Genomic DNA, 25,027 nt, shown 5'->3' with positions numbered 1-25,027 from the left:
GGCACGTTATATATTTCCAACATATATAGAAACGAGTGTAATTTTATAAAGCTTGAGGGTACCAAATAAGATCATCTGCACAGCATTACAGCGATGGATATGCTAGCTAAATACTGGGTAAATTATCAATTCAAACAAGGGGGGGAGGTCGAGGAAGGCAAATGGAATGGGCATGAAAAAGCCCAAAGTAAACAACAGCTACTTTGGGCTCAAATTCTCAAGCGAGTTGTGTTAGTTCACCCTATGGGCGAGTAACAAAACCTACTGCTTCGTATGCTTTTTTCAGTGTCACTGCAGCACGTTCAGAGGCTTTTTCAGCACCGGCTTTCATTACTGCGTCCATGTAGGCACGGTCAGCACGGATACGGTGATATTCAGCTTGAATCGGCTCAAGCATCTCAACCAATGCTGCGCCTACGTCTTTCTTGAACGGACCGTACATTTCAACGCCTTGGTACTGCGCTTCGATCTCTTCGAACGTTTTACCTGTCGCTGCAGAGTACAGACCCATTAGGTTAGAGATACCCGCTTTGTTTTCCCAATCGTGAGCAATGCGTGGTGGTGTTTCTGCATCGGTTTGCGCTTTGTTGATCTTCTTGATGATCGACTTAGGCTCTTCTAGCAGAGTAATCACGTTCTTACGGTTGTCGTCCGACTTAGACATCTTCTTCGTCGCGTCTTGCAGGCTCATTACACGTGCATTCACTGTTGGAATGTAAGGTTCTGGTACTTGGAAGATTGGCGTTTCAGGACCGTAGATGTTGTTGAAGCGAGTTGCGATATCACGCGCTAGCTCTAGGTGTTGTTTCTGGTCGCTACCTACAGGTACTTGGTGAGCACCGTAAAGCAGGATGTCTGCAGCCATCAACACTGGGTAGTCGTATAGGCCTACGTTTACGTCGTTTGAGTGACGTGCAGACTTATCTTTAAACTGAGTCATACGGCTCAGTTCACCCATTTGTGTGTAACAGTTAAGAAGCCAACCAAGTTGAGCATGCTCTGGTACGTGTGACTGAACAAATAGCGTGCTCTTCTTTGGATCAACACCGACAGCAAGACAGATTGCTAGTGCGTCTAGAGTCGCTTCATGCAGTGCTTTCGGATCTTGGCGAACCGTAATTGCGTGAAGGTCTACAACACAGTATTGGCAATCGTAATCATCTTGCATCTGTTGCCATTGACGTAGAGCACCCAAGTAGTTACCGATACTTAGTTCACCAGATGGTTGAACACCACTCAATACGATGGGCTTGCTCATGGTTTTAATTCCTTTGCTTATTCGCTAAGTTTATTGAACGCTTAGCTTCTTAACTTAAATATAGAAAAGCCGCACAGCTCTTCTGTACGGCTCATCCAGTGTACTCATTGATAAGTATTTTGCTAGTAGGTTAGCTAACTTTTGTCCGCTTTATGCTGAAACTAGAACGACATCTAGTAATTGCGCGACGTTATCCGCGACATAGTCAGGGTTTGATGCTGAAATCGGCTCGCCGTGGTTATAACCGTAAGTCAGACCAAACGAGTGACAACCTGCATTCTTAGCCGCTTTAATGTCGTTGCTTGAATCGCCAACCATCAACATCTTTTCCGCTTTTACATTGTGCTTTTCTAGCAACCAGTTCAGAGCGACTGGGTTCGGTTTTTTCTCTGGGAAAGAGTCGCCACCCAACACATCAACAAAGTACTTATCAATACCGTGTTGCGCCAGTACGTCTGGTACAAACTTCGATGGCTTGTTGGTAACCAGCGCCATAGTGAAGCCGGCTTTATCCAGCTCAGCCAGCGTCTCTTTAACCGATGGGTAAAGGTAACTTAGCTTGTGACCGCCCTGCTCATAGAAATCATCAAACAGGATGCGTGCTTTTTTCAGTAGCTCTGGCTCTAGGCTTGGGTCAACCGTCAAGTTACGGCTGAGTGAACGTCCGATAAGAACATCAGCACCATTACCTACGTAGTCGCGAACTTGTTCTTCGCTCACTGAAGGGAAGCCCAACTCCTGACAAGCTTGGTCAGCAGCAACGGCCAAATCAGGCACGCTGTCTAACAAGGTTCCATCCAAATCAAAGGCGATCAGTTTTATTGAGCTTAATGACATCTTACTTTCCTATTTATTATGTTCGTCTTATGAGTTGAGCTATAAGACGTAAAAAAGGGGCAAATTAGCCCCTTAATATTCAATCTATCTGTAGTTTTACGATTATGCGTTTACTTTTGCAAGCTCTGCACGCATCTCATCAATCACTTCTTTGTAATCTGGTTGATTGAAGATAGCTGAACCCGCAACGAACATATCTGCGCCCGCTTCTGCGATTTCACGGATGTTATCAACCTTCACGCCGCCATCAATCTCAAGGCGAATGTCACGGCCTGACTCATCAATCAGCTTACGAACAGCACGTAGTTTATCTAGCGTGTGCGGAATGAAAGATTGACCGCCGAAGCCTGGGTTCACAGACATCAGTAGAATCATGTCTACTTTGTCTAGGATGTAATCTAAGCAAGAAAGCGGCGTTGCAGGGTTAAGAACCACACCCGCTTTACAGCCGTGCTCTTTGATTAGCTGTAGAGTGCGATCGATGTGCTCTGAAGCTTCAACGTGGAAGGTAATCATTGATGCGCCGGCTTTAGCAAACTCAGGCACGATGCTGTCTACTGGCTTAACCATAAGGTGAACATCGATAGGAGCCGTAATACCGTAGTCGCGCAGCGCTTTACAGATAGGCGCGCCAAAAGTCAGGTTAGGTACGTAGTGGTTGTCCATCACATCGAAGTGCACAACATCAGCACCAGCTGCGAGTACTTTTTCTACGTCTTCACCAAGACGAGCAAAATCTGCAGACAAAATCGATGGAGCGATTAGAAAATCTTTCATACCAAACCTCTTAAGAGTGAGTAAATTGCGAATATCACCGCCTTGGTGACATCTCATACACAAGTACAAGACTCAATCCCAAGACTATTTGGTGTGCAATTCTACCTAAGCACCTAAGCAGATCCTAGCAGTTCGAAAGATTAGTTTAAGAAAGTATCCGTTGGTCACTCAATTTAATGAGTTTGGCGGATATTCTGACCATTACTGTTCAGCTGATGTGTGCTGCTGGTTTTTCTCTTTATGGAAAAGCGCCAATAGCTCATCAACTTTATTACGGCCAGCGCCATTACGGCTGATGGTGCGTTTCACCCTAACCACGTTCAACTCCGCACCATGATATAAGCGACGAGTTAATGTCGTATCGTGGTTTGAAATCAAAACAGGAATACCGCGTTCCATCGCTGCTTTTTCAGCAACATCCGCCAGTGCAGCTTGGTCATCTAAGCTAAAGCCATTACCTGCGTAAGAGGTAAAGTTAGCCGTGTTCGACAGTGGTGCGTATGGAGGATCGCAGTAAACCACACAGCCTTTGCGCGCGCGGCTAAAGGTTTCATGGTAGCCCTCACAGACAAAGGTGGCTTTTTTCGCTTTTTCGGCAAAAAACTCCAGCTCAGCTTCTGGGAAGTAAGGTTTTTTATAAGAACCAAATGGAACGTTAAAACCGCCCTTCTTGTTGTAGCGACATAGGCCATTGAAGCCAAATCGGTTCATATACAAGAAAGCCAACGAACGATACATGACGTTATCTGTACCATTGAACTCAGCACGAATATCTAAGAAGGCTTCTTTGCGGTTGTTCTCAGGACAGAACCAGCGCTTCGCTTCCGTGATATAAGTTTCAGGATCGGTTTTAAGTAGGTTGTACAGGTTGATAAGATCGGGATTGATATCTGCAAGCAGGTACTGTTCAAAGTCAGTATTCAGAAATACTGAGCCGGCACCGACAAACGGTTCTACCAATTTACGAGCAGGTGGCAGGTGACGTTGGATGTCTTCAACTAGGCCATATTTACCACCAGCCCATTTTAGAAAGGCACGCTGCTTTTTCATTTACTGCTCTATCTATCAACTCAAAAATAAGGCTGCGGAATGTAACATATTTTGAGGCTAAGCTCAGGGTTATTTCGCACGTTCTATCTCTCGATGTACTTGATTCATCGATTTTGCCCAAGGTTCCAACTGTTGAAGGGGTTTTGATAACGCACTTACCGCGTCTCTCGCCACTTGAATCGTTGGATAATCTTGATAAGTGATAATAAACCACTTGGTGTCGTTGCGAAGTGTTGGGTAAATACGAACCTTGTTCTCAAGGTCATACTCTTCAATGAAAGACTGTACGTCGTCCAATGAGGTCATCGCACTCAACTGCAAAGTATAAGCTCGCGGAGAGATAGCTTGTAACTCTTCGCGAGAAAATGAGAATGTGATTTTCTTAGTCGGTGGCGTGGACTGTGTTAGGTCTGTTGCTTCATCGGCTGAAGGCTGTGACTCCACTTTGTCTGCATCTGATTGCGAACTCACCGCGGCACCTGTGTTTTCTTCAACAGCAGCATCAATCGCACTGGTATCGGCACTTTCAGGTTTATCATCAAGCAAGGCATCAACCACATCAGAGGTGATTACGACACGCTGCTGATCTTGTTCGACTTCTCCAACACTCGCGGTATCTTCAACGACAGTCGGTGGCAAAGATGAGCTGTCGTCATCAGCACCTTGATAACTCATGTCAGCTTCGGCTTCAGAATCGTCCATTCCGTCGATTCCAGCTTGCTCGGTACCACTTTCCACTTCAAAAGTTGGGATAGCTGTCTGTTCAATCGGAGCGATAAGAGATTGCGCTTTATCGTCAGGGGTTGGTTGACTGAACATCCACCAATAACCACCACCAATTAAAATCAACAGCAAGGCCACCACAATCGCGATATTGATGGGTGAGCCAATAATTGAGCGAATAATAATCCTTTTTTCCACTTTCAATTCTCCTAAAGCCATTAACTCACCGGGCAGAGGTTGCGCTTTATTAAACGCACGTCGCACGCAAGTTTCAGACTCATCATCAACATATCGAATCACCAGTGATTCAAAGAAATGTTCAGCTTCTGGTTGCGAAAGGTCATCGATCTCAAGATCGATAGGTTTGTGTTGTTGACCGTAGCTCAAACGCGTTAATAACGTATCTAAGTGGCCAGGTTCCGAGAAGAGAACGATATTGATCGTCCATTGAGGGTTTGATTGAGCTTCCAGTACCAACATCCATAATTCGGATACCAATAGCTCAGAAAGTCGTTGGGCATCATCAACGACGATAACCACATTACACGGTTCTCCATCCAGTAACCTTGTTAGGCTATCCGATAAAGAATCATGTTGATTAAACAGGGGATCAGAAACAATTTGGCTAAGAATGAGCGCACGGCGTTGTTGATCGTCTTGGCTTGGATGACAAAGCAGTAAACACTGATTTTTTTCTGTCGACCATGCTTCAAGATAACGCTGAGCCAACCAAGATCGGCCAGAGCCAGCTTTGCCCGCCACCGTCACAAGGTTTGAACCAAAGTTAGTCAAAAGCTGTAAGCGCTCTAGCAGCTCAACTTGAGATTCTAACTCTAATACTCTTAATTCATGAGCCAAACTCATTGGGGATCCCTACTGATAAGATCGATCAGTAAAACGCTTCAGTTGCCTAGAGTTTAGCTAGGCAACCTCACAACCAAATTTAAAGAGTACGGCAGAAATCGATCGCTTGTTTAATGATGTCTTGAGGCACATCAGCAACCACTTCAGCAGTACCAATACTTGTTGGTAATACCAAACGCAACTGACCAGACAGCACTTTTTTATCGCGCATCATGTGCTTCATAAAGTCTTCAAAAGACATGCTTTCTGGCGTATGGATTGGTAGTTTCGCATTCTTGAGTATAGAAATAATTCGCTCAAGTTGCTGCTGAGAGATCAGTCCCTGTAATTGAGCTGTTTTAGCTGCCATTACAGTGCCTGACGACACAGCTTCACCATGTAGCCAATTACCATAGCCTAGTTCTGCTTCAATCGCATGACCAAATGTATGACCTAGGTTCAATAACGCTCTGATTCCTGACTCTTTTTCATCTAGAGCCACCACTTCAGCCTTAATTGCACAACAACGAGCAATCGCGGTAATCAGTGCTTCTTCATCAAGTTGATAAAGTTTCTCTAGATTCTGCTCCAACCAATCAAAGAAGGCTTCATCGTAAATGATGCCGTATTTGATCACCTCAGCAATGCCCGCTGCAAACTCACGCTCTGGAAGCGTTGATAAACAGTTGGTATCGATGATCACAGATTTCGGTTGGTAAAAAGCGCCGATCATATTCTTACCAAGAGGATGGTTTACTGCGGTTTTACCACCAACAGAAGAGTCCACTTGAGAAAGAAGGGTCGTCGGGATTTGAATGAAATCAATACCGCGCTGGTAACAAGAGGCAGCAAAACCGACCAAGTCACCGATAACACCACCTCCTAAAGCAATCACCACCACATCGCGGCTGTAATTTCCTTCAAGCATGTAGCTCATCACTGAATTGAACGTTTCAAGGGTTTTGTACTGTTCACCGTCTGGCAGCTCGAGAAGAGATGTCTGACAGCCGACTTGATCCAATAGCGATAAAATTTTATCAGCATAAAGAGGCGCTACTGTCACATTACTGATAACAACAACTTTCTGCTTACCTGATAAAAAAGAAAGGTACGCCGGGTCTTCAAATAACCCGGCGCCAATAGAGATAGGGTAGCTACGCTCAGCTAGATTGACCGTAATCCGTTCCATGGGTTTGCTCTCCGAAAAAATGAACTTAACGTTCTTCTAGCATTTTTACGATCTGGTTGGCTACCACTTTTGCACTTTGGTCGTCAGTACGAACTGTGTAGTCCGCCACTTCTTCGTATAGTGCGTTGCGAGATACAGCTAGATCTTCTAGCACATCACGCGGGTTGTCTGTTTGAAGTAGAGGGCGTTTCTTGTCGCGGTTAGTGCGAGCAAGTTGCTTTTCAATTGTTGTCTCTAGGTATACAACAATGCCTCGTGCAGATAGACGGTTACGGTTTTCTTTGCTCAACACTGAACCACCACCTGTCGCAAGAACAATACCTTGTTCTTCTGTCAGATCATTGATTACAGATTCTTCGCGCTTACGGAAACCTTCTTCGCCCTCAACATCAAAAACCCATGCGATGTCTGCGCCAGTGCGCTCTTCGATCACAGTGTCAGAGTCTAGAAACTCCATATGAAGTTGGGAAGCTAGGTGTCTACCAATTGTACTTTTGCCGGCGCCCATTGGGCCAACAAGAAAAATATTGCGTTTCTCAGCCATGTTTTTAGCAGTAATTTACAACGTTAATTCAATGACATCGCCACAAGGTAGGTCAGTACAAGTACTGAAATTAAAAGGCCCGTGGCACCGATTCCTCACAGATAATTCGTGATAAGACCCGAAATTATCAAGGTTAGGTGCCACTAATGCAACTTTATTTTTAATCTAATTGTTCATTACTGAATCACAACTTTGGGTGTGACAAAAATAAGTAGTTCACTTTTACCCACATTTTCATAGCTGCGACGGAACAATGCGCCCAAAACTGGCAGGTCCCCCAACAGAGGAACTTTATCCACTGTACTGCTCACGCTGTGCTGAAATATCCCGCCAAGCACGACAGTTTCACCATTATTAACAAGCACTTGCGTACCTATTCTTTGCGTATCAATGGCGACCGCTTCACCGGTTCCAGTTTTTACCACTTGCCCTGGCCTATCTTGAGTCACGCTCAAATCCAATACCAAACGATTATCGGGCGTGATCTGCGGTGTCACCTTAAGACTCAACACGGCTTTCTTAAATGCAACCGACGTAGCGCCACTTGAAGATGACTCTAAGTAAGGAATTTCAGTACCTTGCTCAATATAAGCCGGCTTTTTATTGGTGGTGATTAAGCGTGGACTAGAAATGATTTCAGCTTTTGACTCTTGTTGCAGTGCCGACAGTTCAAGATCGAGTAAGGTATCTGAACCCAGTTTGGCCACCTGAAACGCAATACTCGAGGCGTTCGGCGATGTTGCCCCTAAATTGACGTTGAGATAGTCATCAATCACGCTGCTGCCGCTATCGTCGTCATACGGCGTAATCGCTGATGGGTGGTTACCTTCGATTGAGCCACCAACGGTGAAGCTTCCGTTGGTTGAGGAAACGCCCCAGCGCACGCCAAGCTCATCAAGATTACCCTCAGTGACCGTGACAATACGTGCCTCTATCTGTACCTGCTTCACGGGAATGTCTAACGATTCAATGATGCCTCGGATCACGGCAATGTTTTCTTCCAATTCACGAATGAGCAGTGAGTTGGTGCGCTCATCAATGGTAATCGAACCACGATCGGACAACATGCTGACCGCACCTTCACCTCCAATCATGTCAGCGATGTCGGTGGCTTTAGCAAAGTTAATCTTGATGATTTCCGATTTAAGCTCCCCTAACTCCTCTTCTAAGCGCGATTTCTCTAACGCTTGTTGCTCTCGAAGGTCGAGCTCCGCTTTCGGCGCGACCAAGATAACATTGCCATCAACACGCTTATCCAAGCCTTTAACTTGCAAGATAATGTCGAGAACTTGCTGCCAAGGTACGCCATCTAAGCGTAACGTCAGGTTTCCGGCTACCGAATCAGACACCACGAGATTGAAGTCGTTGTAATCTGCAATCAGTTGCATTACATTTCGTACCGGGATATCCTGGAAGTTAATCGATATCAGCTTGCCCTCTTTCTCTAGAACGCTTTTTTCTTTGGTCGCTTCATCGAGCACCGGTTTGCTGATCACCACCTCAATAAAGCGCCCCTTTAGGTTGTATTCATACTGATAGTCATTGCTAATCGTCGCTAGAAGCCGAGTGCTTGGTGTCTCTTTATAGACTTCAATGCCTTCAACCAAGGTAGCGAAATCCTTCACATCCAGCAGGTAGAGCTTGTCATCATCAACTTGAGTATTGATTAGCTCGATACTTAACCCTTCCTGAGCTCGTTGAACATCCACCACTGCTGTGCTGGTCGCCAGCTCAATAATGATGACGGCGTCTTTATCCTTATTGACCCTAAAATCAATATTCTCCAATTTGTTCGGTAAGCTCTCGGCATGGCTGAGCACGCTAACAACCAACATCACAGACACAGCAAAACCTTGTAGAGCCTTGCTCACTAATCCACTTATTCCTTTAATCATATTTACATCTCATATCCACATCATGTGACATTGGTTTACTTCAGAGCCAGCCTAACGTTGCGCTTATGCCAACAACCTAAGCCATCTGGAAGAGTTTCATTAATCTGAACGTATTGGCTCGTCACCTTAGTAACTCGGCCATTGTTTAAGCCGATAAACTGGCCTTTCTTGACGTTTACCACGTTGCCTTTGGGTGTTTGCACTAAGCCAAACACGGTTGAGCCACTGCCCATCACGCCTCTTAAACGAAGCTTACTCAGCGGGTACTTCTCTAACTTGCCATTACGAGAACGGGCGCTGGGTTGCCAACAGTCTTTCTTAACCAAGGGTTGGTTTTGCACAATGGCTTCTTTAGGCAGTTCAAAGGGAGGACGCAAAGATCGGCGCTGATAAGTCGCCGCCGTGAATTCAGTTGCTGGGACAAGTTGCTCGACATCTTTTCTCGCCTTGGCTTCAACCTGCGCCACAAAATCTTGCAGTGAGTCTTGATTAGCTTTGCAGCCTGACAACGCAAGTATCAATACGATTGAGTAAAACGCGCTATTGGGTTTCATCATTAACCTCCGATTTAAACTGGTAGGTATAAGCTCGAACCCTAAAGTGCAGCGTGCTACTTTCTTGACTGACTCGCTGCCAATTCACATCATCAAAGCTAATAATACGCGGCAGCTTGGCGATGGCAGCAGAGAAGTCACCAATCTCGTGATAGTCACCTGTCAGCTCTATATTGAGAGGCAATCGATAGAGAAACTCCTTGTTCTGTTTTTGTCCCCAATCGATTCGAGTAAAGGTCAGCGAATTATCCAAGCCGAGTTCATTCACAGACGCCAACATACTTGCTAGCTCTTTTTGAACAGGCAGCTGCTCTAACAGGTAATCGTAGCGACTGGTTAGTTCATCCAGCTGACTCTGCAATTTAGGCAAGGCTGCAACCTTGTTGGCCTTTATTCGCAAGGTCGTCTTTAAGGTTTGTTCTTGTTGCTTCATCTGTTGCAGTTCATCGTCGAGCGGCAGCAGATACAGCCAAGTGCCTGCACCTTGGATTAACACCATCAACACCAGAATCACGAGAAGCTGAGGCAACAATGGCCATTCGGTGATCTCATCAACATCGAGATCTTGCAAGCTCATCCTGTTTTGCCTACTAATCCTATTTTGAAGGTTAGCCATGATGCGCCCCCTTATCTTTTCTGCTCGCGGTTGTGTTTTCTAAAGACACAGGGCTAAACACAAAAGAGACCTTGAAGGTCTGAAACTCTTTATTGAAGCGCTTGCGGTTATGAACGATAGAGTGCATCTCGACCCCTTTCAAAGAATCTGAACGTTCGAGGTTGTCCAACATGGTGGCGAGACGAGCAGTGCTGTCGCTGATGCCCGACATTTCAATCTCCTGACCATTCATCTTTATCTTGTCGACATAGACACCCTCTGGAATCAGCTCCGGCATCAAGTTCATGAAGTCGGTGGTCTTATTACGGCCAAGCTGCAGCGACTCAACCACATCAAGTCGAGTCAGAATGGCTTTGTGTTCTTGCTCTGCGACTTTTAACGACTGAATTTGTCGGTCGAGCTCAGCAATGTACTGATTGAGGTAATTGAGGCGAGCTTGCTGCTTGGCTTGTTGATCGTGAAAATAGTGACCAACCGCCCATTGCCCTATAAGCGCAATGATGACGCCAAGAATGACCAGATGGATAAAACGCTTCTTGTGCTGAGCACGAATCTCATCACGCCACGGCAGCAGGTTAATTTGATGCAACATGCTTCTCTCCCTGCCACTTGAGCCCACTCATCGCCATACCCGCCGCGATACCAAAGTGTTGCCAGTCAATCGGCAGTTGGCGTCTCTTGGCGACCTTATTCTCAAATAAAGACAAAGGATTCAATGACTCGCAGCTCAACTGAAAATGGCGTTCTAGCTCTTCGGTTACCATAGGGATGCTGGCGCCCTCGCCCATCAACCAAATCCCTGAGATAGGTTGCTGCGCATTTCCCGATGAATAGAGCTGCAATTGACGCTTGAGCTTCTCAATCAGGTTAACAATGAATTGATGTGTCTCTTCCATAGTACCGAACACGCTCTCGATATCACTCGGGTCATCTGAGCTGCGAAGATCTTGAGTGCCAAAGGCGATGTCTTTATAGAAAGGCGCCGAATTCTGCGGGATAACCCCTAGCGAGGTTTGGTCGATTCCAACATCCACTAGCAACCAGTTTTTCTTATCGGGATACAGGCGCGAGGCCAATTGCCAGATATTAAGTAGCCCATGCGCCTGTGTATCCACCACCACAGGTTTGAAGCCAGCCTTGGTTAATGCATCCGCTCGGCTATCCACAACTTCTTTACGAGTGGCGTATACCTGATAACTGCTTGTCGAACCTTTACCAAATCGTTTGTCTTCCAGCTTTACAAAATCTAAACTCAGCTCCTCGATAGGAAAGGGAGATTGATGGGCGAAGGTTTGATAGATAGAAAACTCTTTTTCTCTGTCTTCTAACTCACTCTCTATTTGCAGTACTTTGCTGATCACCGTGTTATCAGGTACCGAAATGGCGACGTTGCGACAGCCAAAAGGCAGTCCTTTCCTAAGTTCTTTAAGTTTCTTAACAGTTTTCTGATACTCCAAAGTATGGTTAGCTGTAAAAATGTCGTCCGAAATCGGCAGCTCTTTGTATCCCACTAGGGCATACAACTCCCCCACGGGTTTTAGTACCACGGCTTTGATGCTGTGATGATTTATATCTATACCTGTAATTAATGATGAACCCATGTGACCTAGCTCCTGAAGTGCCAAGCATTTCGTTGATTATCTAGGGGTTGTGATTATTAGTTAAATAAGCGTTAATAAACGAAAGCTAAGTTTTTAGCCTAGAGTACAAGGGTTTGCTGCTTATCAGCCTTAACTAATCAGGGATTATCCGGTGAAGTTCATAAAGCGATTATTCATATTTACATTGATTTGCATGATTCTTGGAGTCAGTACAATTTTCGGGTTTTATTTTTACGTAAAACCAGAGTTGCCTGATGTTGCCACTTTGCGCGACGTAGAACTCCAAACGCCGATGCAAGTCTTCAGTCAAGACGGTAAGCTGATCTCTCAATTTGGTGAAAAGCGTCGTAATCCAGTCACTTATGACGAGATTCCTCGCCACTTAGTTGAGGCTCTGATTGCCACCGAAGATAGCCGTTTCTATGAACACCCAGGTATTGACCCAATCGGTATCACACGTGCAGCACTCGTGGTTGCAATGTCGGGTTCAGCCAAACAAGGTGCTAGTACCATTACTCAGCAGCTTGCGCGTAACTTCTTCTTATCTAATGAGAAAAAGATTATGCGTAAGATCAAAGAGATCTTCATTGCGATCCACATTGAGCAACTTCTTAGTAAAGAAGAGATCATGGAGCTTTACGTCAACAAGATCTTCCTTGGTCACCGTTCGTATGGTTTTGGCGCGGCAGCACGTGTTTACTTCGGTAAAGATCTTCCTGATCTCACGCTGAGTGAAATTGCGACCCTTGCGGGTATGCCAAAAGCACCTTCGACAATGAACCCTATTTACTCTGTTGAGCGCGCGACTAACCGTCGTAACGTTGTATTGCGTCGTATGTTAGACGAGAAATACATCACTCAAGCAGAGTTCGATGACGCTCGTAGCGAAGAGCTTATCTCGAAATACCACGGTGCAGAGATCGAACTGAGCGCGCCGTATGTTGCAGAAGTTGCACGTGCTTGGATGGTGGAACGCTACGGTGAAGAAGCTTATACATCAGGCATGAAGGTCTACACGACTGTTGATTCGAAACTGCAAAAAGCAGCGAACCAAGCCGCAATTAAGAACCTACTTGGCTACGATGAGCGTCATGGCTACCGTGGCGCTGAAAAAGTATTGTGGCAGACTGCGCAATCAGCGTGGGATCAAGAACAAATCGTTAAACACCTTAAGTCTCAACCAACCTATGGTGACCTAGTCCCTGCTGTTGTTACCGCAGTTAATTCGAAAAGTGCGCAAATTTGGGTTAAGAACCAAGGTAAAGGCACTATCGAATGGCAAGGTATGAACTGGGCACGCAAATTCCTAACGGATAACCGCCAAGGACCAGCGCCTTCTCAAGCAAAAGAGATTCTAGCTGTTGGTGAACAAATCTGGGTTCGCCATGAAGCCGTTACAGGCGATGAAGTCTCTGAAGAGCCGACAGAAGAGTCAGCGACTGCAGAATCAGAAACACCAGTTGTATGGCGACTTAGCCAAGTACCTAATGCGAACACCGCATTTGTTGCAATGAACCCGAACAACGGCGCGGTATTGTCGATGGTCGGTGGCTTTAACTTTGTCCACAACAAGTTCAACCGTGCAACGCAATCTATTCGTCAGGTGGGTTCTGGTATCAAACCCTTTATCTACTCAGCAGCGATTGAGAAAGGCTTAACGCTAGCCTCACTGATCAACGATGCACCGATTAACCAATGGGATAAGAGCCAAGGTACCGCATGGCGACCAAAGAACTCGCCACCGACTTACGTGGGTCCAACTCGTTTACGTATTGGCTTAGCTCAGTCTAAAAACGTAATGGCGGTACGTGTACTGCGCGAAGTAGGTCTAGATGATACTCGTAACTACCTAACTCGATTTGGCTTTGATATTGATGAAGTTCCGCGCTCTGAAACCATTGCTCTGGGTGCGGGTAGCTTAACGCCAATGAAAGTAGCTCAAGGTTACTCAGTATTCGCTAATGGCGGCTACTACGTTGAACCTTTCTACATCAGTCGCATTGAGACACCATTTGGTGAGACTGAATTTGAAGCGACACCAAAAGTGGTTTGTAAAGACGATTGCCAACAGCAAATGACCTCAGACCCAATGGCTGATGAGTTTGCAGAGCAAGATGTGGATGCCAAAGTACAATACGCACCTCAAGTTATCTCTGAACAGAACGCATTCCTTGTTCGTGAAATGATGTACAGCAACATCTGGGGTGGCGGTGATTGGAGCGCTGGCACTGGTTGGAACGGTACTGGTTGGCGTGCACAACCGTTGAAGCGTCGTGACATTGGCGGAAAAACGGGTACCACCAACGATTCTAAAGATACTTGGTACAGCGGCTACGGCCCTGGCATGGTGGCTACGGTATGGGTTGGTTTTGATAACCACAACCGAAACCTAGGCCGTACTAAAGCGAACTCGAACCTTGGTAAAAATCAGATTACTGGTGCAGAAGCTGGCGCGAAAACAGCAGAACCTGCATGGGTTGATTTCATGGGTACGGCGTTAGCGGGTGTTCCTGCTGAGCGTAAAGAGATTCCTGAGAACATCGTCCGTGTTCGTATCGACCGTGAAACTGGCTTACTGACCAACAAGTTCGATAGCTCATCAATGTTCGAGTACTTCGAGAAAGGCACAGAGCCAACCGAGTACATCACTGAACGTTTCAATGATGACATCTACTCAACCTCATCAGGTGAAGCAGTAGAAGAACTGTTCTAACTAAGGTTTGTAGAACCTAGTAACATGAACCAACAAAAAGGGTTGATATGCATTCATATCAACCTTTTTTTTATATCTATATCTGACCAGACTAGGCTCTAAATTCAAGCGCTAAGCCGTCTTCTCCAGTTGAGTTCGAATCGTCTCAGCCAATTGCTCGAAACGTCCCTTCAATGGAGAGCCCGGACGGTAGGCAACAACAATGCGACGTGAAGGTGTTGGATTCACAGCAGGTACGTAACACACACCGTCTTTCTGCTTCTCTTTCGGCACCGATAACTGAGGAAGCAAGGTAATACCCGCCCCCGCCGCAACCATGTTACGCAGCGTTTCTAAGCTAGTCGCCTTAAAGCGCTCATCATCTTTGGCGCCCGCAGCAAAACAGAAACCCAAGGCTTGGTCTCTTAAACAGTGACCGTCACCTAGCGCCAGTACGGTTTGTCCATTTAGCTGCAGCATATCGACAGTGTCTTGTTGAGCCCACTCGTGGTCACATGGAACGGCAACACTTAACGGCTCGTCATACACATCAATCTCTTTAAACACCGCCGTTTCATCAACCGCAGCCAGTACCAAGCAATCAAGCTTGCCGTCTTCAAGTTGACTCACTAACTGATGGGTCTGAGCTTCATGCAGGTAAAGCTCAAGATCTGGGAAGCTCTCTTTTAGATGAGGAACAATCTTAGGCAAGATGTAAGGCCCCACGGTTGGAATAAAACCAATGTGCATTGGCCCCGTCATCGCTTCACCGTGTCCACTCGCCATATCTTTAAAAGTTTTCACTTCATTGAGAATACGCTTGGCTTGTTCAACAAGTTGTAACCCTGATTCTGTAAATATCACCTTCCTTGGACTACGCTCGGTTAACTGAAGTCCAATTTCATCTTCGAGTTTGCGTATTTGACCGCTTAGTGTCGGCTGACTGACAAAGCACGCTTCTGCCGCTTTTCGGAAGTGTTTATGCTCTGCGAGCGCCACCAAGTATTCAAAGTCACGAATATTCATGATCAGTCTCTTACCTCAGGTTTTAATAAGAACAAGGGGTTTCATAGAAACATTTAAAAGAAAAATGCTCTTGATAGAATTTACCTATCAAAACCATAACATCAAACGATTAGAGCTATCAAAGAATTTATCTAATAATGGGCTCAACAAAACGAAACAGAGCAACGAAAAACGTTAAGCTCTAATAGAACAAAATTAAAAATACTATTTAAGGAAATCAATATGTTTGCATCTAAAGAAGGTCAATCAATCCCTCAAGTAACATTCCCAACTCGCCAAGGCGATGCATGGGTTAACGTAACGACAGAAGAGCTTTTCAAAGACAAGACAGTTATCGTATTCAGCCTACCAGGCGCGTTTACGCCAACATGTTCTTCAAGCCACCTACCTCGTTACAACGAACTACATTCAGTGTTCAAAGAAAACGGCGTTGATGACATCCTTTGTGTTTCTGTAAACGACACGTTCGTAATGAACGCATGGAAAGCAGACCAAGAAGCGGAAAACATCACATTCATCCCTGATGGTAACGGTGATTTCACAGACGGCATGGGTATGCTAGTTGAGAAAAACGACATCGGCTTCGGCAAACGTTCATGGCGCTACAGCATGCTGGTTAAAAACGGCGTGGTAGAAAAAATGTTCATCGAAGAAGACGTACCAGGCGACCCGTTCAAGGTTTCTGATGCAGACACTATGCTGAACTACCTTGCTCCTGAGCACAAAGAGCAAGAGTCAATCACAGTATTCACTAAGCCAGGCTGTCCTTTCTGTATGAAAGCAAAACAGAACCTAATCGACAAAGGTCTGAACTACGAAGAAGTGGTTCTAGGTAAAGATGCAACAACAGTAAGCCTACGTGCAATCTCTGGTCGCACTACCGTTCCTCAAGTATTCATCGGTGGCAAACACATCGGTGGTAGTGAAGAACTAGAAACTTTCCTAGGCTAATCGCTTCATCGCCGATATAGGCTTAGAAGTATCAGCTAACCCACCCTCTTGTGGGTTAGCTATTCCAAACACTCTTATCTGAGTTTTGGGAAAAAGAATATAGCTGGTGACTCGCCTGTCTTTTACTAACCTATAGTTAGCAATAAAAGCAGAGTCACAAGCTAAACCTAATAAAACAGAATCACAAAACTGACCCGCAATCCTGACTCTCAAAAAATCATCAGAGTTGGAGGGGTTCGTTCAAACCAAATTTAGCCATTGCGAGAAAATTATTATGAAACAAGTCAATGTAGATGTAGCAGTTATCGGGGGCGGTACGGCAGGTTTAGGTTCTTACCGCGCTGCAAAAGCACACACTGACAGTGTCGTGATGATTGAAGGTGGCCCTTACGGTACAACCTGTGCTCGTGTTGGTTGTATGCCATCTAAACTGCTTATTGCAGCTGCGGAAAGCGTACACCAAATCGAGAAAGCTCCGGCTTTTGGCGTTCACCCACAAGGTGATATCGTGATTAACGGCCGTGAAGTGATGGACCGAGTGAAGTTTGAGCGTGACCGTTTTGTTGGTTTTGTTTTAGAAGGTGTTGATGAAATCCCAGAGCAAGACAAGATCTCTGGCTACGCAAAGTTCTTAGATGACAACACACTACAAATTGATGACCACACGGTTGTCACCGCTAAGCGTATTGTTATCGCGACCGGTTCTCGCCCTGCATACCCTGCCGTTTGGAATGAGCTTGGCGATCGCCTGATCATTAACGACGACGTGTTCAGCTGGGATGATTTACCAGAATCGGTTGCGGTATTTGGCCCTGGTGTTATTGGTCTTGAGCTTGGTCAGTCACTGCACCGCTTAGGTGTGAAGACCAAACTGTTCGGTTTGGGTGGTCAAGTTGGCCCAGTAACTGATCCAGAGATCATGGTTTATGCAGATAAAGCTTTCAATGAAGAGTTCTATCTCGATGCCGACGTGAAAATCGAAAGCATGAAGCGCATTACCACTGAATCGGGTGAGCCACGTGTCGAAATCCAGTTCATCAATAAACAAGGTGAATTAGAAACTAACGTCGTTGAATACGTACTAGCAGCAACAGGTCGTCGCCCTAACACTGACAAACTTGGTTTAGAGAATACCTCTCTAGAGCTTGATGAGCGTGGTGTTCCAATCGCAGACCACTACACGCTACAAACATCACTACCATCAATATTTATCGCTGGTGATGCGAGTAACCAACTGCCTCTACTGCATGAAGCAGCAGACCAAGCTCGTATTGCGGGTGACAATGCAGGTCGCTTCCCAGAGATTCGTGCAGGCCTACGCCGCTCTAAAATCTCGGCAGTATTCTCTGACCCGCAAATCGCGATGGTTGGTGAAACCTACAAAGAGATCACCACACGCTTGGGCACATGTGGCTGTTTCGCAACGGGTGAAGTGTCTTTCGAAAACCAAGGTCGTTCTCGAGTGATGCTGCGCAACAAAGGTATTCTGCACGTATACGGCGAGCAAGGTACAGGCCGCTTCCTTGGTGCTGAGATGATGGGACCAAACGCAGAACACTTGGCTCACTTGTTAGCATGGGCACACCAGAACAAGATGACGGTTTCTGAGATGCTAGACATGCCGTTCTACCACCCAGTAATCGAAGAGGGTGTGCGAACTGCCCTACGTGACCTGAATGCGAAACTGCACCTAGGTCCAGAGATGGTGAAACACTGTCTGGATTGTGGCCCGGGCTGTTAATCTCAGACTAGCGCCAGTCAATTAGCAGTTAACAAACGTTAGATACTAAAAAGGAAAGCCATTGGCTTTCCTTTTTGTTTTTGGCAACGAGTAAACTATAGATTCCCGATTACGCTCCTTCGTCGCTCTCGGGAATGACAGCAATTTTCATACACGTCTAGGCGAAGCTAACCAGAATAACGGTGCTTTTCAAAACGCGTCTAAACTGAAGCAAATCAAAGTGACGCATCAGCTAAACCAAAACTAAACTCGTCATTCCAGAACCGAGGGACGAGGTATCTGGAATCTCTTGAAGCCATTGCGTCACTAAAAGCTTTAAGCAATTACTTCTCAGCAGCAATCACAGAGATCTCAACAAGTAGCGCTTCGCGAGCCATGTCGCCTGTCACACATGCGCGAGCTGGAGCGTGGCCTTCTGGAACCCATGCATCCCAAACTGCGTTCATTTCTTGGAAGTCTTTCATGTCTTTCAAGTAAATCGTTGCTGACAGCATGTGCTCTTTGTCGCTGCCTGCTTGCTCAAGTAGCGCTTCTACTTTATCTAACATGGTTTGAGTTTGTTCAGTGATGTCTTTAGTTGCATCTGCACAAACTTGGCCACATAGGTAGATAGTACCGTTGTGTTTAACAATACGGCTCATACGTTGCTTGGTTTCTTGGCGCTCAATCATCGACTTTCTCTCTCTGTGTCACCGTGATCCAATATCTTGTGACATGTTATTATCAGGGCAACAAGCATAACGCGAATCAAACCCAAGATGACATGCATTCATTGCAATAAAAGTGAAAAAATCCGTAACCAACTCGGTCGCTGCCAGCGTTGCATGAATCAGCTGATGGTGTTGTCGATTTTGAGTTGGGGAGTATGGTGGCTGTTTTTCAGAGAAGACCCAAAAACCATCAATGCCATCGCGTTGATGATGGCCGCTTTCGCGTTCAGTGGCTTGCTGTCGTTGCATTGGGTCATGAAGTTTGTGGTGCTACCGTTAAAGGGCAAAAAACGTTAGCTAGAAGTCTTTATTGGATAAAGAGTAGTGATTAGAGACAGGGCTAAACAATCCGATAATTCATCATAATTTTCGAGCTATTGTCATTTCCCGAACAGCAGATAGAAAAAAGCCCCAAAACCAATCGGTTTTGGGGCTTTCTTAGAAAATTCTAAGAAAAAGCAGTGGTACTTTAATAGACCGGGCTTTTCTTAGTTTGTTCCCAAAAAAGATCGGATTTTTGATCTTTTTTTTAGGGACCATAAAATCAATGCCTTATGCAACATTCACCTTAGCAATAATCTGCTCGACCAAGTTCACCTCCAAAGCCACTTCATCACACGCATGTTGACGAGGACACTGGTCGCAATCTTTCAGTACCTTCTCAGGTAGCAGAGATTTCGATGTTGGTAAGAAGTCATGCTTCATAAAGAACTCAGGCGTACGAGTCAGTACAAACACCTTCTTGATAGCCATTTGGCGTGCTTTCTCAACCAAGTGCTGCACAATCGCGGTACCCTGCCCTTGACCTTGCCAACCGGCTTCAACGCCCAGTGAACGTATTTCCGCTAAGCCAGAGTCATACACATAGAGTGATGCACAACCTGTCACTTCACCATGATGTTCTGCGACGGCGAAGGAGCCGATATCACGCACCAGCTCATTACGAGAACGAGGTAGGTTTTCACCCATGTTCGCCCAGTAAGCGACCATGCCTTCCAACGCTTCAATGTCAGTCAAACGAGCAGGACGAACCTTAACGATGGAGGTATCACGCTGTGCCAAACGCTTCTCAGCTTGGTCAACCGCGTAAGCTACTTGCTTCGGTGATACACCACCTAGCGCACTACGTTTTTCAAGACACGATTCAATGGTCAGGATGTCGTACACATCCTCTTCTATCACCTCAGAGAACTCTTTCATCTCTGCGATGGTTAACTCTTCTAGTGCACAGCCTTTCGCAATCGCCGCAACGACGGTTACACCGACAATATGGTGAGCTTCACGGAAAGGAATACCTTTCGCTACTAGGTAGTCAGCTAGCTCCGTAGAGTTTGCATAACCTTGCTTCGCTGCTTCAAGTGTACGCTCGCCGTTCACTTTGATGCCGTCAAAACACAGCGCCGCCATTTCCATACAGTCATTCCAAGTATCTAAAGCGTCGAACAGACCTTCTTTATCTTCTTGCATGTCTTTGTTGTACGCCAAAGGCAGAGCTTTTACTGTCATCATCATTGCCGCTAATGAACCGTAAACACGGCCAGTTTTGCCACGGATAAGCTCTAGCGCATCTGGGTTTTTCTTTTGTGGCATCAGAGATGAACCTGACGTCACGGTATCCGCTAACTCGATGAAGTTTGATTCACCTGAGTTGTAGAAAATCATATCTTCTGCAAGACGCGAAAGGTGAAGCATAGAGATAGAAGCAATCGACATTAGCTCCATCACATGGTCGCGGTCAGAAACTGAATCTAGAGAGTTGCGCGTTGCACGACGGAAACCTAAGTTGTGAGCTAACTCTTCACGGTCCATCGGGTAAGCTGTTCCAGCAAGGGCACCAGAACCCAGCGGACATGTGTCTAGACGCTTAATCGCATCATTCAAACGTGAATAATCACGCTCAAGCATTTCAACGTAAGCCAAGCACCAGTGAGCAAAAGTTACCGGCTGAGCACGTTGTAAGTGAGTGTAGCCAGGAAGCACGGTTTCTTGATGCTGAGAAGCAACGTTCACCATTTGGCTTTGTAGGCGATCCAATGCCAGTAGCAGTTGGTTACCTTGCTGACGACACCATAGTTTCAGGTCTGTCGCCACTTGGTCGTTACGAGAACGGCCAGTGTGAAGTTTTTTGCCCAAGTCACCGACTTTGCCGATAAGTTGCTGCTCAACCCAGCTGTGAATATCTTCTGCATCAGAACGTAGAATCTGTTCAGGATCTTCCATCACCTCAAGTTTTAGCTCATTCAGCGCTAACTCAAGCTTCTGTTGCTCTTCTTCTGTTAATACGTTGACCGACAGTAGAGCTTTAGACCAGGCAATTGAGCCCACAATGTCTTGCTCAGCCAATCGGTAATCAAAACGAAGAGAATCGTTAAAATCTTTGAACCGGGTGTCTGCTGCTTGGGTAAATCTACCGCCCCATAATGCCATTGTGTATCTCCTAATTGCACAGTGCTCACTGTTTTTGCAAATGATAATTCTGATTAAGATTCAGTATTTTTCTGATGGTTTAAACTTACGGCAATTCAAAATGAAAATAAAGTATTAATTCATTATTTTCACATATTTATTCACCAACAGTTCAATCCATTGATTATTTTTAGCGTGGAGCGCGAATTATATGCCATCCGATAGGAAAAACCGAAGCTGATTTATTAGGCAAATAGAAAGTAAAAAGCCCACTCACTAATCAATAGTGAATGGGCTTTGCATAATAATGTCTGTTTACTAACCTTCAATCTTTCATCAAAGGCTAGCTCACTAACTCATTGTTAGGATTACTTTTGGCTATTCAAAGCACGGATACGGCTTGATAGCGAGTAAAGGCGGATGAAGCCTTCAGCATGGCTTTGGTCGTAAACTTCATCTTCACCAAAGGTTGCAAACTCTTCTGAGTACAGGCTGTTGTCAGAACGCTTCTGAGTCACCGTTGCATGGCCTTTGTAAAGCTTGATAACCACTTCACCATTCACGTCTTGTGCTAGCTCTTCTGTCGCGGCAAGGATTGACTTACATAGTGGAGTGAACCAACGACCATCGTATACAAGGTGAGAAGCCTTAACACCGAGCTCTTCACGGAATTCGAATGCCGCTTTATCAAGAACCAGTTGCTCTACTGCACGCAGTGCTTCCATCATGATTGTGCCACCCGGAGTTTCGTAACAACCACGAGACTTCATGCCAACAAGACGGTTCTCTACGATATCGATACGACCAACACCGTGCTTAGCACCTTTCTCGTTTAGGTAAACCAGTGCGTTGTATGGCGTCATTGTTTCGCCATCAACCGCAACCACTTCGCCTTTTTCAACTTTAAGCGTCACTGTTTCAGATTCGTTTGGCGCTTGCTCAGGGTCTACAGTCCAAGCCCAGCAATCTTCGTTAGGTGCATTCCATGTGTTTTCTAGAACGCCGCCTTCTGTTGAGATGTGCCATGCGTTTGCATCACGCGAGTAAATCTTAGTAAGAGAAGCCGTACAAGGGATGTTACGCTCAGCCAGGTAATCTAGACACTCTTCACGACTCACTAGATCCCATTCACGCCATGGTGCAATTACGTGTAGATCAGGTGCTAGTGCAGCAAATGCGCCTTCAAAACGAACTTGGTCATTACCTTTACCAGTACAGCCGTGACACAGTGCGTCTGCACCTACTTTACGTGCGACTTCAACCTGTGCTTTCGCGATGATTGGACGCGCCATCGACGTACCTAGTAGGTATTTACCTTCGTAGTAAGCGCCCGTTTTCAGCGTTGGGTAGATGTAGTCAGCAACCATCTCTTCTTTAAGGTCTGCGATGTAACACTCAGATGCACCAGAAGCTTTTGCTTTCTCTTCGATACCAATCAACTCTTCGTCGCCTTGACCAACATCCGCAACAAACGCAACCACTTCACAGTCATAGTTCTCTTTCAACCATGGAATGATTACTGATGTGTCTAGACCGCCAGAGTAGGCTACTACAACTTTCTTTACGTTAACTTTGCTCATTTTCTTTCTCCTAGTTTCCATACTGCACATGGCGGTCAGCGTTGGAAATGACTTCATAATTATATGTTTATTTAATTTGTCTAAATTCTTTAAGTAGTGACTCGTTGTGAGACCTACTGAGGTAAAAACTGTGTTCCTATGCTTTTACCTGAAAATAGTTGTGTTAGCTTTTCTGGGTATCGCCAAGTGGCAACTTCGATTGGTCGTCCAAGGTCGTTAGCGGCTTCTAGTGCAGCTTGAACCTTAACGATCATGCCGTCGGTAATCACTTTGCCGGCAATAAGGTCATCGGCTTGCTGTTGATTAAGACTTGGAATGAGGTGGCCTTTGCCATCCAACACACCACTTACATCAGAAAGCAGTACCAGTTCAGCATCAAGTGCGCCCGCAACGGCAACCGCAGCTTGGTCGGCATTGACGTTCATCAGTTGACCTTGCTCAGTAAGACCAATTGAGCTAATGATTGGCAGTGCGCCCGCATTAAGAATCGCTTGCAGAACGGTTGAGTCGCCCGGCTCCGCTTTTCCTACCGCGCCCAGTTCAGGGTTCAGTTCGCTCACTTTGCATAAACCACCGTCTGCTAGGCTTAAACCAACAGCATTGATACCGTCTTTAATTGCCTGACCTTGAAGTAGTTTGTTGGCCGTGCCCGCTAGTGCACCTGCGATCACAGGGATCTGATCATAAGGAGTAACACGTAGCCCTTCTTTCTTAACGGTTTCTAGATTCAACTTATTCATCAAATCATCAACAAGGTAACCGCCACCGTGAACAATCACGATTGGTCGTTGTGCCTGTTGTTGGTAAGCAGAGATAGCACCAAATAACTTGCTAAGTGTTTCACCACAAGATAGCGCTGCGCCACCTAACTTTATGATTAATGGTTGATTATTAAGGCTCATATCTAGATTTCCTTACACTAACGCAGTTAATGGCGCAAAACCATAACGTAAATTTAAACACTGCATCGCTTGGCTAGATGCACCCTTTAATAAGTTATCAATCGCTGAAACAACGATGATGTGTTGACCTTGAACCTTCCAACCTAAGTCGCAGAAAGGTGTCTGTTCTACATCTTGAATTCTTGGCAGTGTCTCTTCGAGTAGTCTCACTGCAGGTTTACCTTGGTAAGCTTGTTCAAAGGCATCTTGTATCTGTTGTTCTGTCACGCCTTCAGCCAGTTTCATGGTGATGGTCGCTAAAATACCGCGCTTAAAGTTGCCGAGGTGTGGAGTGAAAATCACATCACATCCTAAATGTGCAGCCATTTCAGGTTGATGACGGTGATTGAAGACGCCATAAGCTTGCAGGCTTACTTCGCAGAAGCTGTTAACCATCGTCGCCTTGCGGCCTGCACCAGTCACACCGCTAGTCGCGTTAATCACTGGCCATTGGTTTTCATCCAGTAACTTGGCTTCAACCAAAGGTTTAATCGCCAGTTGTGATGCCGTTGGGTAACAACCCGCGACAGCGACAAGCTGAGCTTCTTTAATTTCTTGTTCGTTCCATTCCGCTAAACCGTAAGCCGCTTTGTCTAGCCATTGTTCGTGTTGATGTTCAAAACCGTAAAACTCTTGATAGAAGTTTTCGCCTTTAACTCTGAATGCTCCCGATAGGTCGAAGACTTGGCAATCGTTCTCTAGAAAGATTGGCGCTAGGTCGTGACTAACCTCGTGTGCCGTTGCTAAGAAAATCACATCAGACTGTTTAGCTACTTCTTCCGGATTTGTTAAAGGTTGTACTGGCATATCAATCAAACCAGCTAACTTACCGTGCAGTGCCGCAATAGGTTTACCTGCGTCTACACTATTGGCTGAGACATATAAACCTGATAGCGTGAGCTCAGGGTGTCTGTTTATCATTAGAGCCAGTTCTGCTCCTGTGTAGCCGCTTGCGCCAATGATCGTGGTTTTCAACATCTCAACACATCCATTTTTGAGGTAAGTTACATTTCAAATTTGACTATTCATACTTAATTTTTAGCTTTATTTGATTTCTTATGCATTAAATATGATTTAATATGTGTTTTACCGA

23 protein-coding genes are annotated in these 25,027 nt (G+C 45.6%); 5 read left to right on the top strand and 18 right to left on the bottom strand.

Annotation, left to right across the window (positions count from 1 at the left end; genetic code table 11):
* Positions 1-241: 241 nt before the first annotated feature.
* The 12 genes from trpS to pilM all read right to left on the bottom strand — a co-directional run bounded on the left by trpS (position 242) and on the right by pilM (position 11,887).
* Positions 242-1,258 (bottom strand): tryptophan--tRNA ligase, encoded by a 1,017-nt coding sequence (gene trpS / locus AB4263_RS14715; protein ID WP_016796005.1) that lies wholly within the window; start codon positions 1,256-1,258, stop codon positions 242-244.
* A gap of 150 nt (positions 1,259-1,408) precedes the next feature.
* Complete coding sequence (locus AB4263_RS14710) at positions 1,409-2,095, bottom strand: phosphoglycolate phosphatase (protein WP_372098424.1); 687 nt, start codon at positions 2,093-2,095, stop codon at positions 1,409-1,411.
* A 102-nt stretch (positions 2,096-2,197) separates the two neighbouring features.
* Complete coding sequence (gene rpe / locus AB4263_RS14705; RefSeq protein WP_010435263.1) at positions 2,198-2,872, bottom strand: ribulose-phosphate 3-epimerase; 675 nt, start codon at positions 2,870-2,872, stop codon at positions 2,198-2,200.
* 201 nt (positions 2,873-3,073) lie between these two features.
* On the bottom strand, positions 3,074-3,922 hold the full coding sequence (locus AB4263_RS14700; RefSeq protein ID WP_372098423.1) for a Dam family site-specific DNA-(adenine-N6)-methyltransferase: 849 nt from the start codon (positions 3,920-3,922) through the stop codon (positions 3,074-3,076).
* Positions 3,923-3,991: 69 nt separating this feature from the next.
* Positions 3,992-5,509, bottom strand: coding sequence for an AAA family ATPase (locus AB4263_RS14695; RefSeq protein ID WP_017068836.1), 1,518 nt, complete (start codon positions 5,507-5,509; stop codon positions 3,992-3,994).
* A gap of 79 nt (positions 5,510-5,588) precedes the next feature.
* Positions 5,589-6,677, bottom strand: a complete 1,089-nt coding sequence (gene aroB / locus AB4263_RS14690) for a 3-dehydroquinate synthase (RefSeq protein WP_017061124.1) — start codon at positions 6,675-6,677, stop codon at positions 5,589-5,591.
* A 25-nt stretch (positions 6,678-6,702) separates the two neighbouring features.
* Positions 6,703-7,221: a shikimate kinase AroK gene (gene aroK / locus AB4263_RS14685; protein ID WP_017061125.1), complete on the bottom strand. Its 519-nt coding sequence runs from the start codon at positions 7,219-7,221 to the stop codon at positions 6,703-6,705.
* Positions 7,222-7,397: 176 nt separating this feature from the next.
* On the bottom strand, positions 7,398-9,116 hold the full coding sequence (locus AB4263_RS14680; protein WP_137001068.1) for a type IV pilus secretin PilQ: 1,719 nt from the start codon (positions 9,114-9,116) through the stop codon (positions 7,398-7,400).
* A 35-nt stretch (positions 9,117-9,151) separates the two neighbouring features.
* Positions 9,152-9,670, bottom strand: a complete 519-nt coding sequence (locus AB4263_RS14675; protein WP_372098435.1) for a pilus assembly protein PilP — start codon at positions 9,668-9,670, stop codon at positions 9,152-9,154.
* Positions 9,657-10,286: a type 4a pilus biogenesis protein PilO gene (locus tag AB4263_RS14670; protein ID WP_372098422.1), complete on the bottom strand. Its 630-nt coding sequence runs from the start codon at positions 10,284-10,286 to the stop codon at positions 9,657-9,659. The genes AB4263_RS14675 and AB4263_RS14670 overlap by 14 nt, the downstream gene beginning before the upstream one ends.
* Positions 10,279-10,878 (bottom strand): PilN domain-containing protein, encoded by a 600-nt coding sequence (locus AB4263_RS14665; RefSeq protein WP_017061129.1) that lies wholly within the window; start codon positions 10,876-10,878, stop codon positions 10,279-10,281. The genes AB4263_RS14670 and AB4263_RS14665 overlap by 8 nt, the downstream gene beginning before the upstream one ends.
* On the bottom strand, positions 10,862-11,887 hold the full coding sequence (pilM, locus tag AB4263_RS14660) for a type IV pilus assembly protein PilM (RefSeq protein WP_372098421.1): 1,026 nt from the start codon (positions 11,885-11,887) through the stop codon (positions 10,862-10,864). The genes AB4263_RS14665 and pilM overlap by 17 nt, the downstream gene beginning before the upstream one ends.
* A gap of 151 nt (positions 11,888-12,038) precedes the next feature.
* Here pilM and AB4263_RS14655 point away from each other — a divergent pair, with 151 nt between their 5' ends.
* Positions 12,039-14,600: a penicillin-binding protein 1A gene (locus AB4263_RS14655; RefSeq protein ID WP_372098420.1), complete on the top strand. Its 2,562-nt coding sequence runs from the start codon at positions 12,039-12,041 to the stop codon at positions 14,598-14,600.
* Between the two features lie 111 nt (positions 14,601-14,711).
* Here the strand turns inward: AB4263_RS14655 and oxyR are convergent, their stop codons facing one another.
* Positions 14,712-15,605 carry a DNA-binding transcriptional regulator OxyR gene (gene oxyR, locus AB4263_RS14650; RefSeq protein ID WP_017061132.1) on the bottom strand — a complete coding sequence of 298 codons (894 nt, stop codon included), beginning with the start codon at positions 15,603-15,605 and terminating at the stop codon, positions 14,712-14,714.
* On the opposite strand from oxyR, the gene AB4263_RS14645 reads away from it, so the two are divergent.
* The 3 genes from AB4263_RS14645 to AB4263_RS14635 all read left to right on the top strand — a co-directional run bounded on the left by AB4263_RS14645 (position 15,604) and on the right by AB4263_RS14635 (position 18,297).
* Positions 15,604-15,783 carry a hypothetical protein gene (locus AB4263_RS14645; RefSeq protein ID WP_017068839.1) on the top strand — a complete coding sequence of 60 codons (180 nt, stop codon included), beginning with the start codon at positions 15,604-15,606 and terminating at the stop codon, positions 15,781-15,783. The genes oxyR and AB4263_RS14645 overlap by 2 nt on opposite strands.
* A gap of 44 nt (positions 15,784-15,827) precedes the next feature.
* Complete coding sequence (locus AB4263_RS14640) at positions 15,828-16,556, top strand: glutathione peroxidase (RefSeq protein WP_017061133.1); 729 nt, start codon at positions 15,828-15,830, stop codon at positions 16,554-16,556.
* A 274-nt stretch (positions 16,557-16,830) separates the two neighbouring features.
* Positions 16,831-18,297: a dihydrolipoyl dehydrogenase gene (locus tag AB4263_RS14635; RefSeq protein ID WP_372098419.1), complete on the top strand. Its 1,467-nt coding sequence runs from the start codon at positions 16,831-16,833 to the stop codon at positions 18,295-18,297.
* Positions 18,298-18,620: 323 nt separating this feature from the next.
* Here AB4263_RS14635 and AB4263_RS14630 read toward each other — a convergent pair whose 3' ends face one another.
* On the bottom strand, positions 18,621-18,968 hold the full coding sequence (locus tag AB4263_RS14630; protein WP_004729674.1) for a RidA family protein: 348 nt from the start codon (positions 18,966-18,968) through the stop codon (positions 18,621-18,623).
* An 87-nt stretch (positions 18,969-19,055) separates the two neighbouring features.
* Between AB4263_RS14630 and AB4263_RS14625 the strand changes: the two genes are divergently transcribed.
* A complete protein-coding gene (locus AB4263_RS14625) occupies positions 19,056-19,304 on the top strand; it encodes a DUF3624 domain-containing protein (protein WP_372098418.1) in 249 nt (82 codons plus the stop codon).
* Positions 19,305-19,559: 255 nt separating this feature from the next.
* Here AB4263_RS14625 and argH read toward each other — a convergent pair whose 3' ends face one another.
* The 4 genes from argH to argC all read right to left on the bottom strand — a co-directional run bounded on the left by argH (position 19,560) and on the right by argC (position 24,912).
* Entirely contained in the window at positions 19,560-21,434 is a 1,875-nt protein-coding gene (gene argH, locus AB4263_RS14620) for an argininosuccinate lyase (RefSeq protein WP_136981924.1), read from the bottom strand.
* A gap of 347 nt (positions 21,435-21,781) precedes the next feature.
* Positions 21,782-22,993: an argininosuccinate synthase gene (locus tag AB4263_RS14615; protein WP_017061137.1), complete on the bottom strand. Its 1,212-nt coding sequence runs from the start codon at positions 22,991-22,993 to the stop codon at positions 21,782-21,784.
* 113 nt (positions 22,994-23,106) lie between these two features.
* Complete coding sequence (gene argB / locus AB4263_RS14610; RefSeq protein WP_017063686.1) at positions 23,107-23,895, bottom strand: acetylglutamate kinase; 789 nt, start codon at positions 23,893-23,895, stop codon at positions 23,107-23,109.
* 12 nt (positions 23,896-23,907) lie between these two features.
* Positions 23,908-24,912, bottom strand: a complete 1,005-nt coding sequence (gene argC / locus AB4263_RS14605) for an N-acetyl-gamma-glutamyl-phosphate reductase (protein ID WP_017063685.1) — start codon at positions 24,910-24,912, stop codon at positions 23,908-23,910.
* Between the last annotated feature and the right edge of the window lie 115 nt (positions 24,913-25,027).

The sequence above is a fragment of the Vibrio sp. 10N.261.55.C5 genome, assembly GCF_041470505.1.
Lineage (GTDB): Bacteria > Pseudomonadota > Gammaproteobacteria > Enterobacterales > Vibrionaceae > Vibrio > Vibrio crassostreae_C.
This window is presented reverse-complemented; position numbering and strand designations above follow the sequence as displayed.

Bases quoted from the DNA above. Each gene is read 5' to 3' on its own strand.
- trpS (WP_016796005.1), bottom strand. From the start codon at position 1,258: ATGAGCAAGCCCATCGTATTGAGTGGTGTTCAACCATCTGGTGAACTA.
- AB4263_RS14710 (WP_372098424.1), bottom strand. From the start codon at position 2,095: ATGTCATTAAGCTCAATAAAACTGATCGCCTTTGATTTGGATGGAACC.
- rpe (WP_010435263.1), bottom strand. From the start codon at position 2,872: ATGAAAGATTTTCTAATCGCTCCATCGATTTTGTCTGCAGATTTTGCT.
- AB4263_RS14700 (WP_372098423.1), bottom strand. From the start codon at position 3,922: ATGAAAAAGCAGCGTGCCTTTCTAAAATGGGCTGGTGGTAAATATGGC.
- AB4263_RS14695 (WP_017068836.1), bottom strand. From the start codon at position 5,509: ATGAGTTTGGCTCATGAATTAAGAGTATTAGAGTTAGAATCTCAAGTT.
- aroB (WP_017061124.1), bottom strand. From the start codon at position 6,677: ATGGAACGGATTACGGTCAATCTAGCTGAGCGTAGCTACCCTATCTCT.
- aroK (WP_017061125.1), bottom strand. From the start codon at position 7,221: ATGGCTGAGAAACGCAATATTTTTCTTGTTGGCCCAATGGGCGCCGGC.
- AB4263_RS14680 (WP_137001068.1), bottom strand. From the start codon at position 9,116: ATGATTAAAGGAATAAGTGGATTAGTGAGCAAGGCTCTACAAGGTTTT.
- AB4263_RS14675 (WP_372098435.1), bottom strand. From the start codon at position 9,670: ATGAAACCCAATAGCGCGTTTTACTCAATCGTATTGATACTTGCGTTG.
- AB4263_RS14670 (WP_372098422.1), bottom strand. From the start codon at position 10,286: ATGGCTAACCTTCAAAATAGGATTAGTAGGCAAAACAGGATGAGCTTG.
- AB4263_RS14665 (WP_017061129.1), bottom strand. From the start codon at position 10,878: ATGTTGCATCAAATTAACCTGCTGCCGTGGCGTGATGAGATTCGTGCT.
- pilM (WP_372098421.1), bottom strand. From the start codon at position 11,887: ATGGGTTCATCATTAATTACAGGTATAGATATAAATCATCACAGCATC.
- AB4263_RS14645 (WP_017068839.1), top strand. From the start codon at position 15,604: ATGATCAGTCTCTTACCTCAGGTTTTAATAAGAACAAGGGGTTTCATA.
- oxyR (WP_017061132.1), bottom strand. From the start codon at position 15,605: ATGAATATTCGTGACTTTGAATACTTGGTGGCGCTCGCAGAGCATAAA.
- AB4263_RS14640 (WP_017061133.1), top strand. From the start codon at position 15,828: ATGTTTGCATCTAAAGAAGGTCAATCAATCCCTCAAGTAACATTCCCA.
- AB4263_RS14635 (WP_372098419.1), top strand. From the start codon at position 16,831: ATGAAACAAGTCAATGTAGATGTAGCAGTTATCGGGGGCGGTACGGCA.
- AB4263_RS14630 (WP_004729674.1), bottom strand. From the start codon at position 18,968: ATGATTGAGCGCCAAGAAACCAAGCAACGTATGAGCCGTATTGTTAAA.
- AB4263_RS14625 (WP_372098418.1), top strand. From the start codon at position 19,056: ATGACATGCATTCATTGCAATAAAAGTGAAAAAATCCGTAACCAACTC.
- argH (WP_136981924.1), bottom strand. From the start codon at position 21,434: ATGGCATTATGGGGCGGTAGATTTACCCAAGCAGCAGACACCCGGTTC.
- AB4263_RS14615 (WP_017061137.1), bottom strand. From the start codon at position 22,993: ATGAGCAAAGTTAACGTAAAGAAAGTTGTAGTAGCCTACTCTGGCGGT.
- argB (WP_017063686.1), bottom strand. From the start codon at position 23,895: ATGAGCCTTAATAATCAACCATTAATCATAAAGTTAGGTGGCGCAGCG.
- argC (WP_017063685.1), bottom strand. From the start codon at position 24,912: ATGTTGAAAACCACGATCATTGGCGCAAGCGGCTACACAGGAGCAGAA.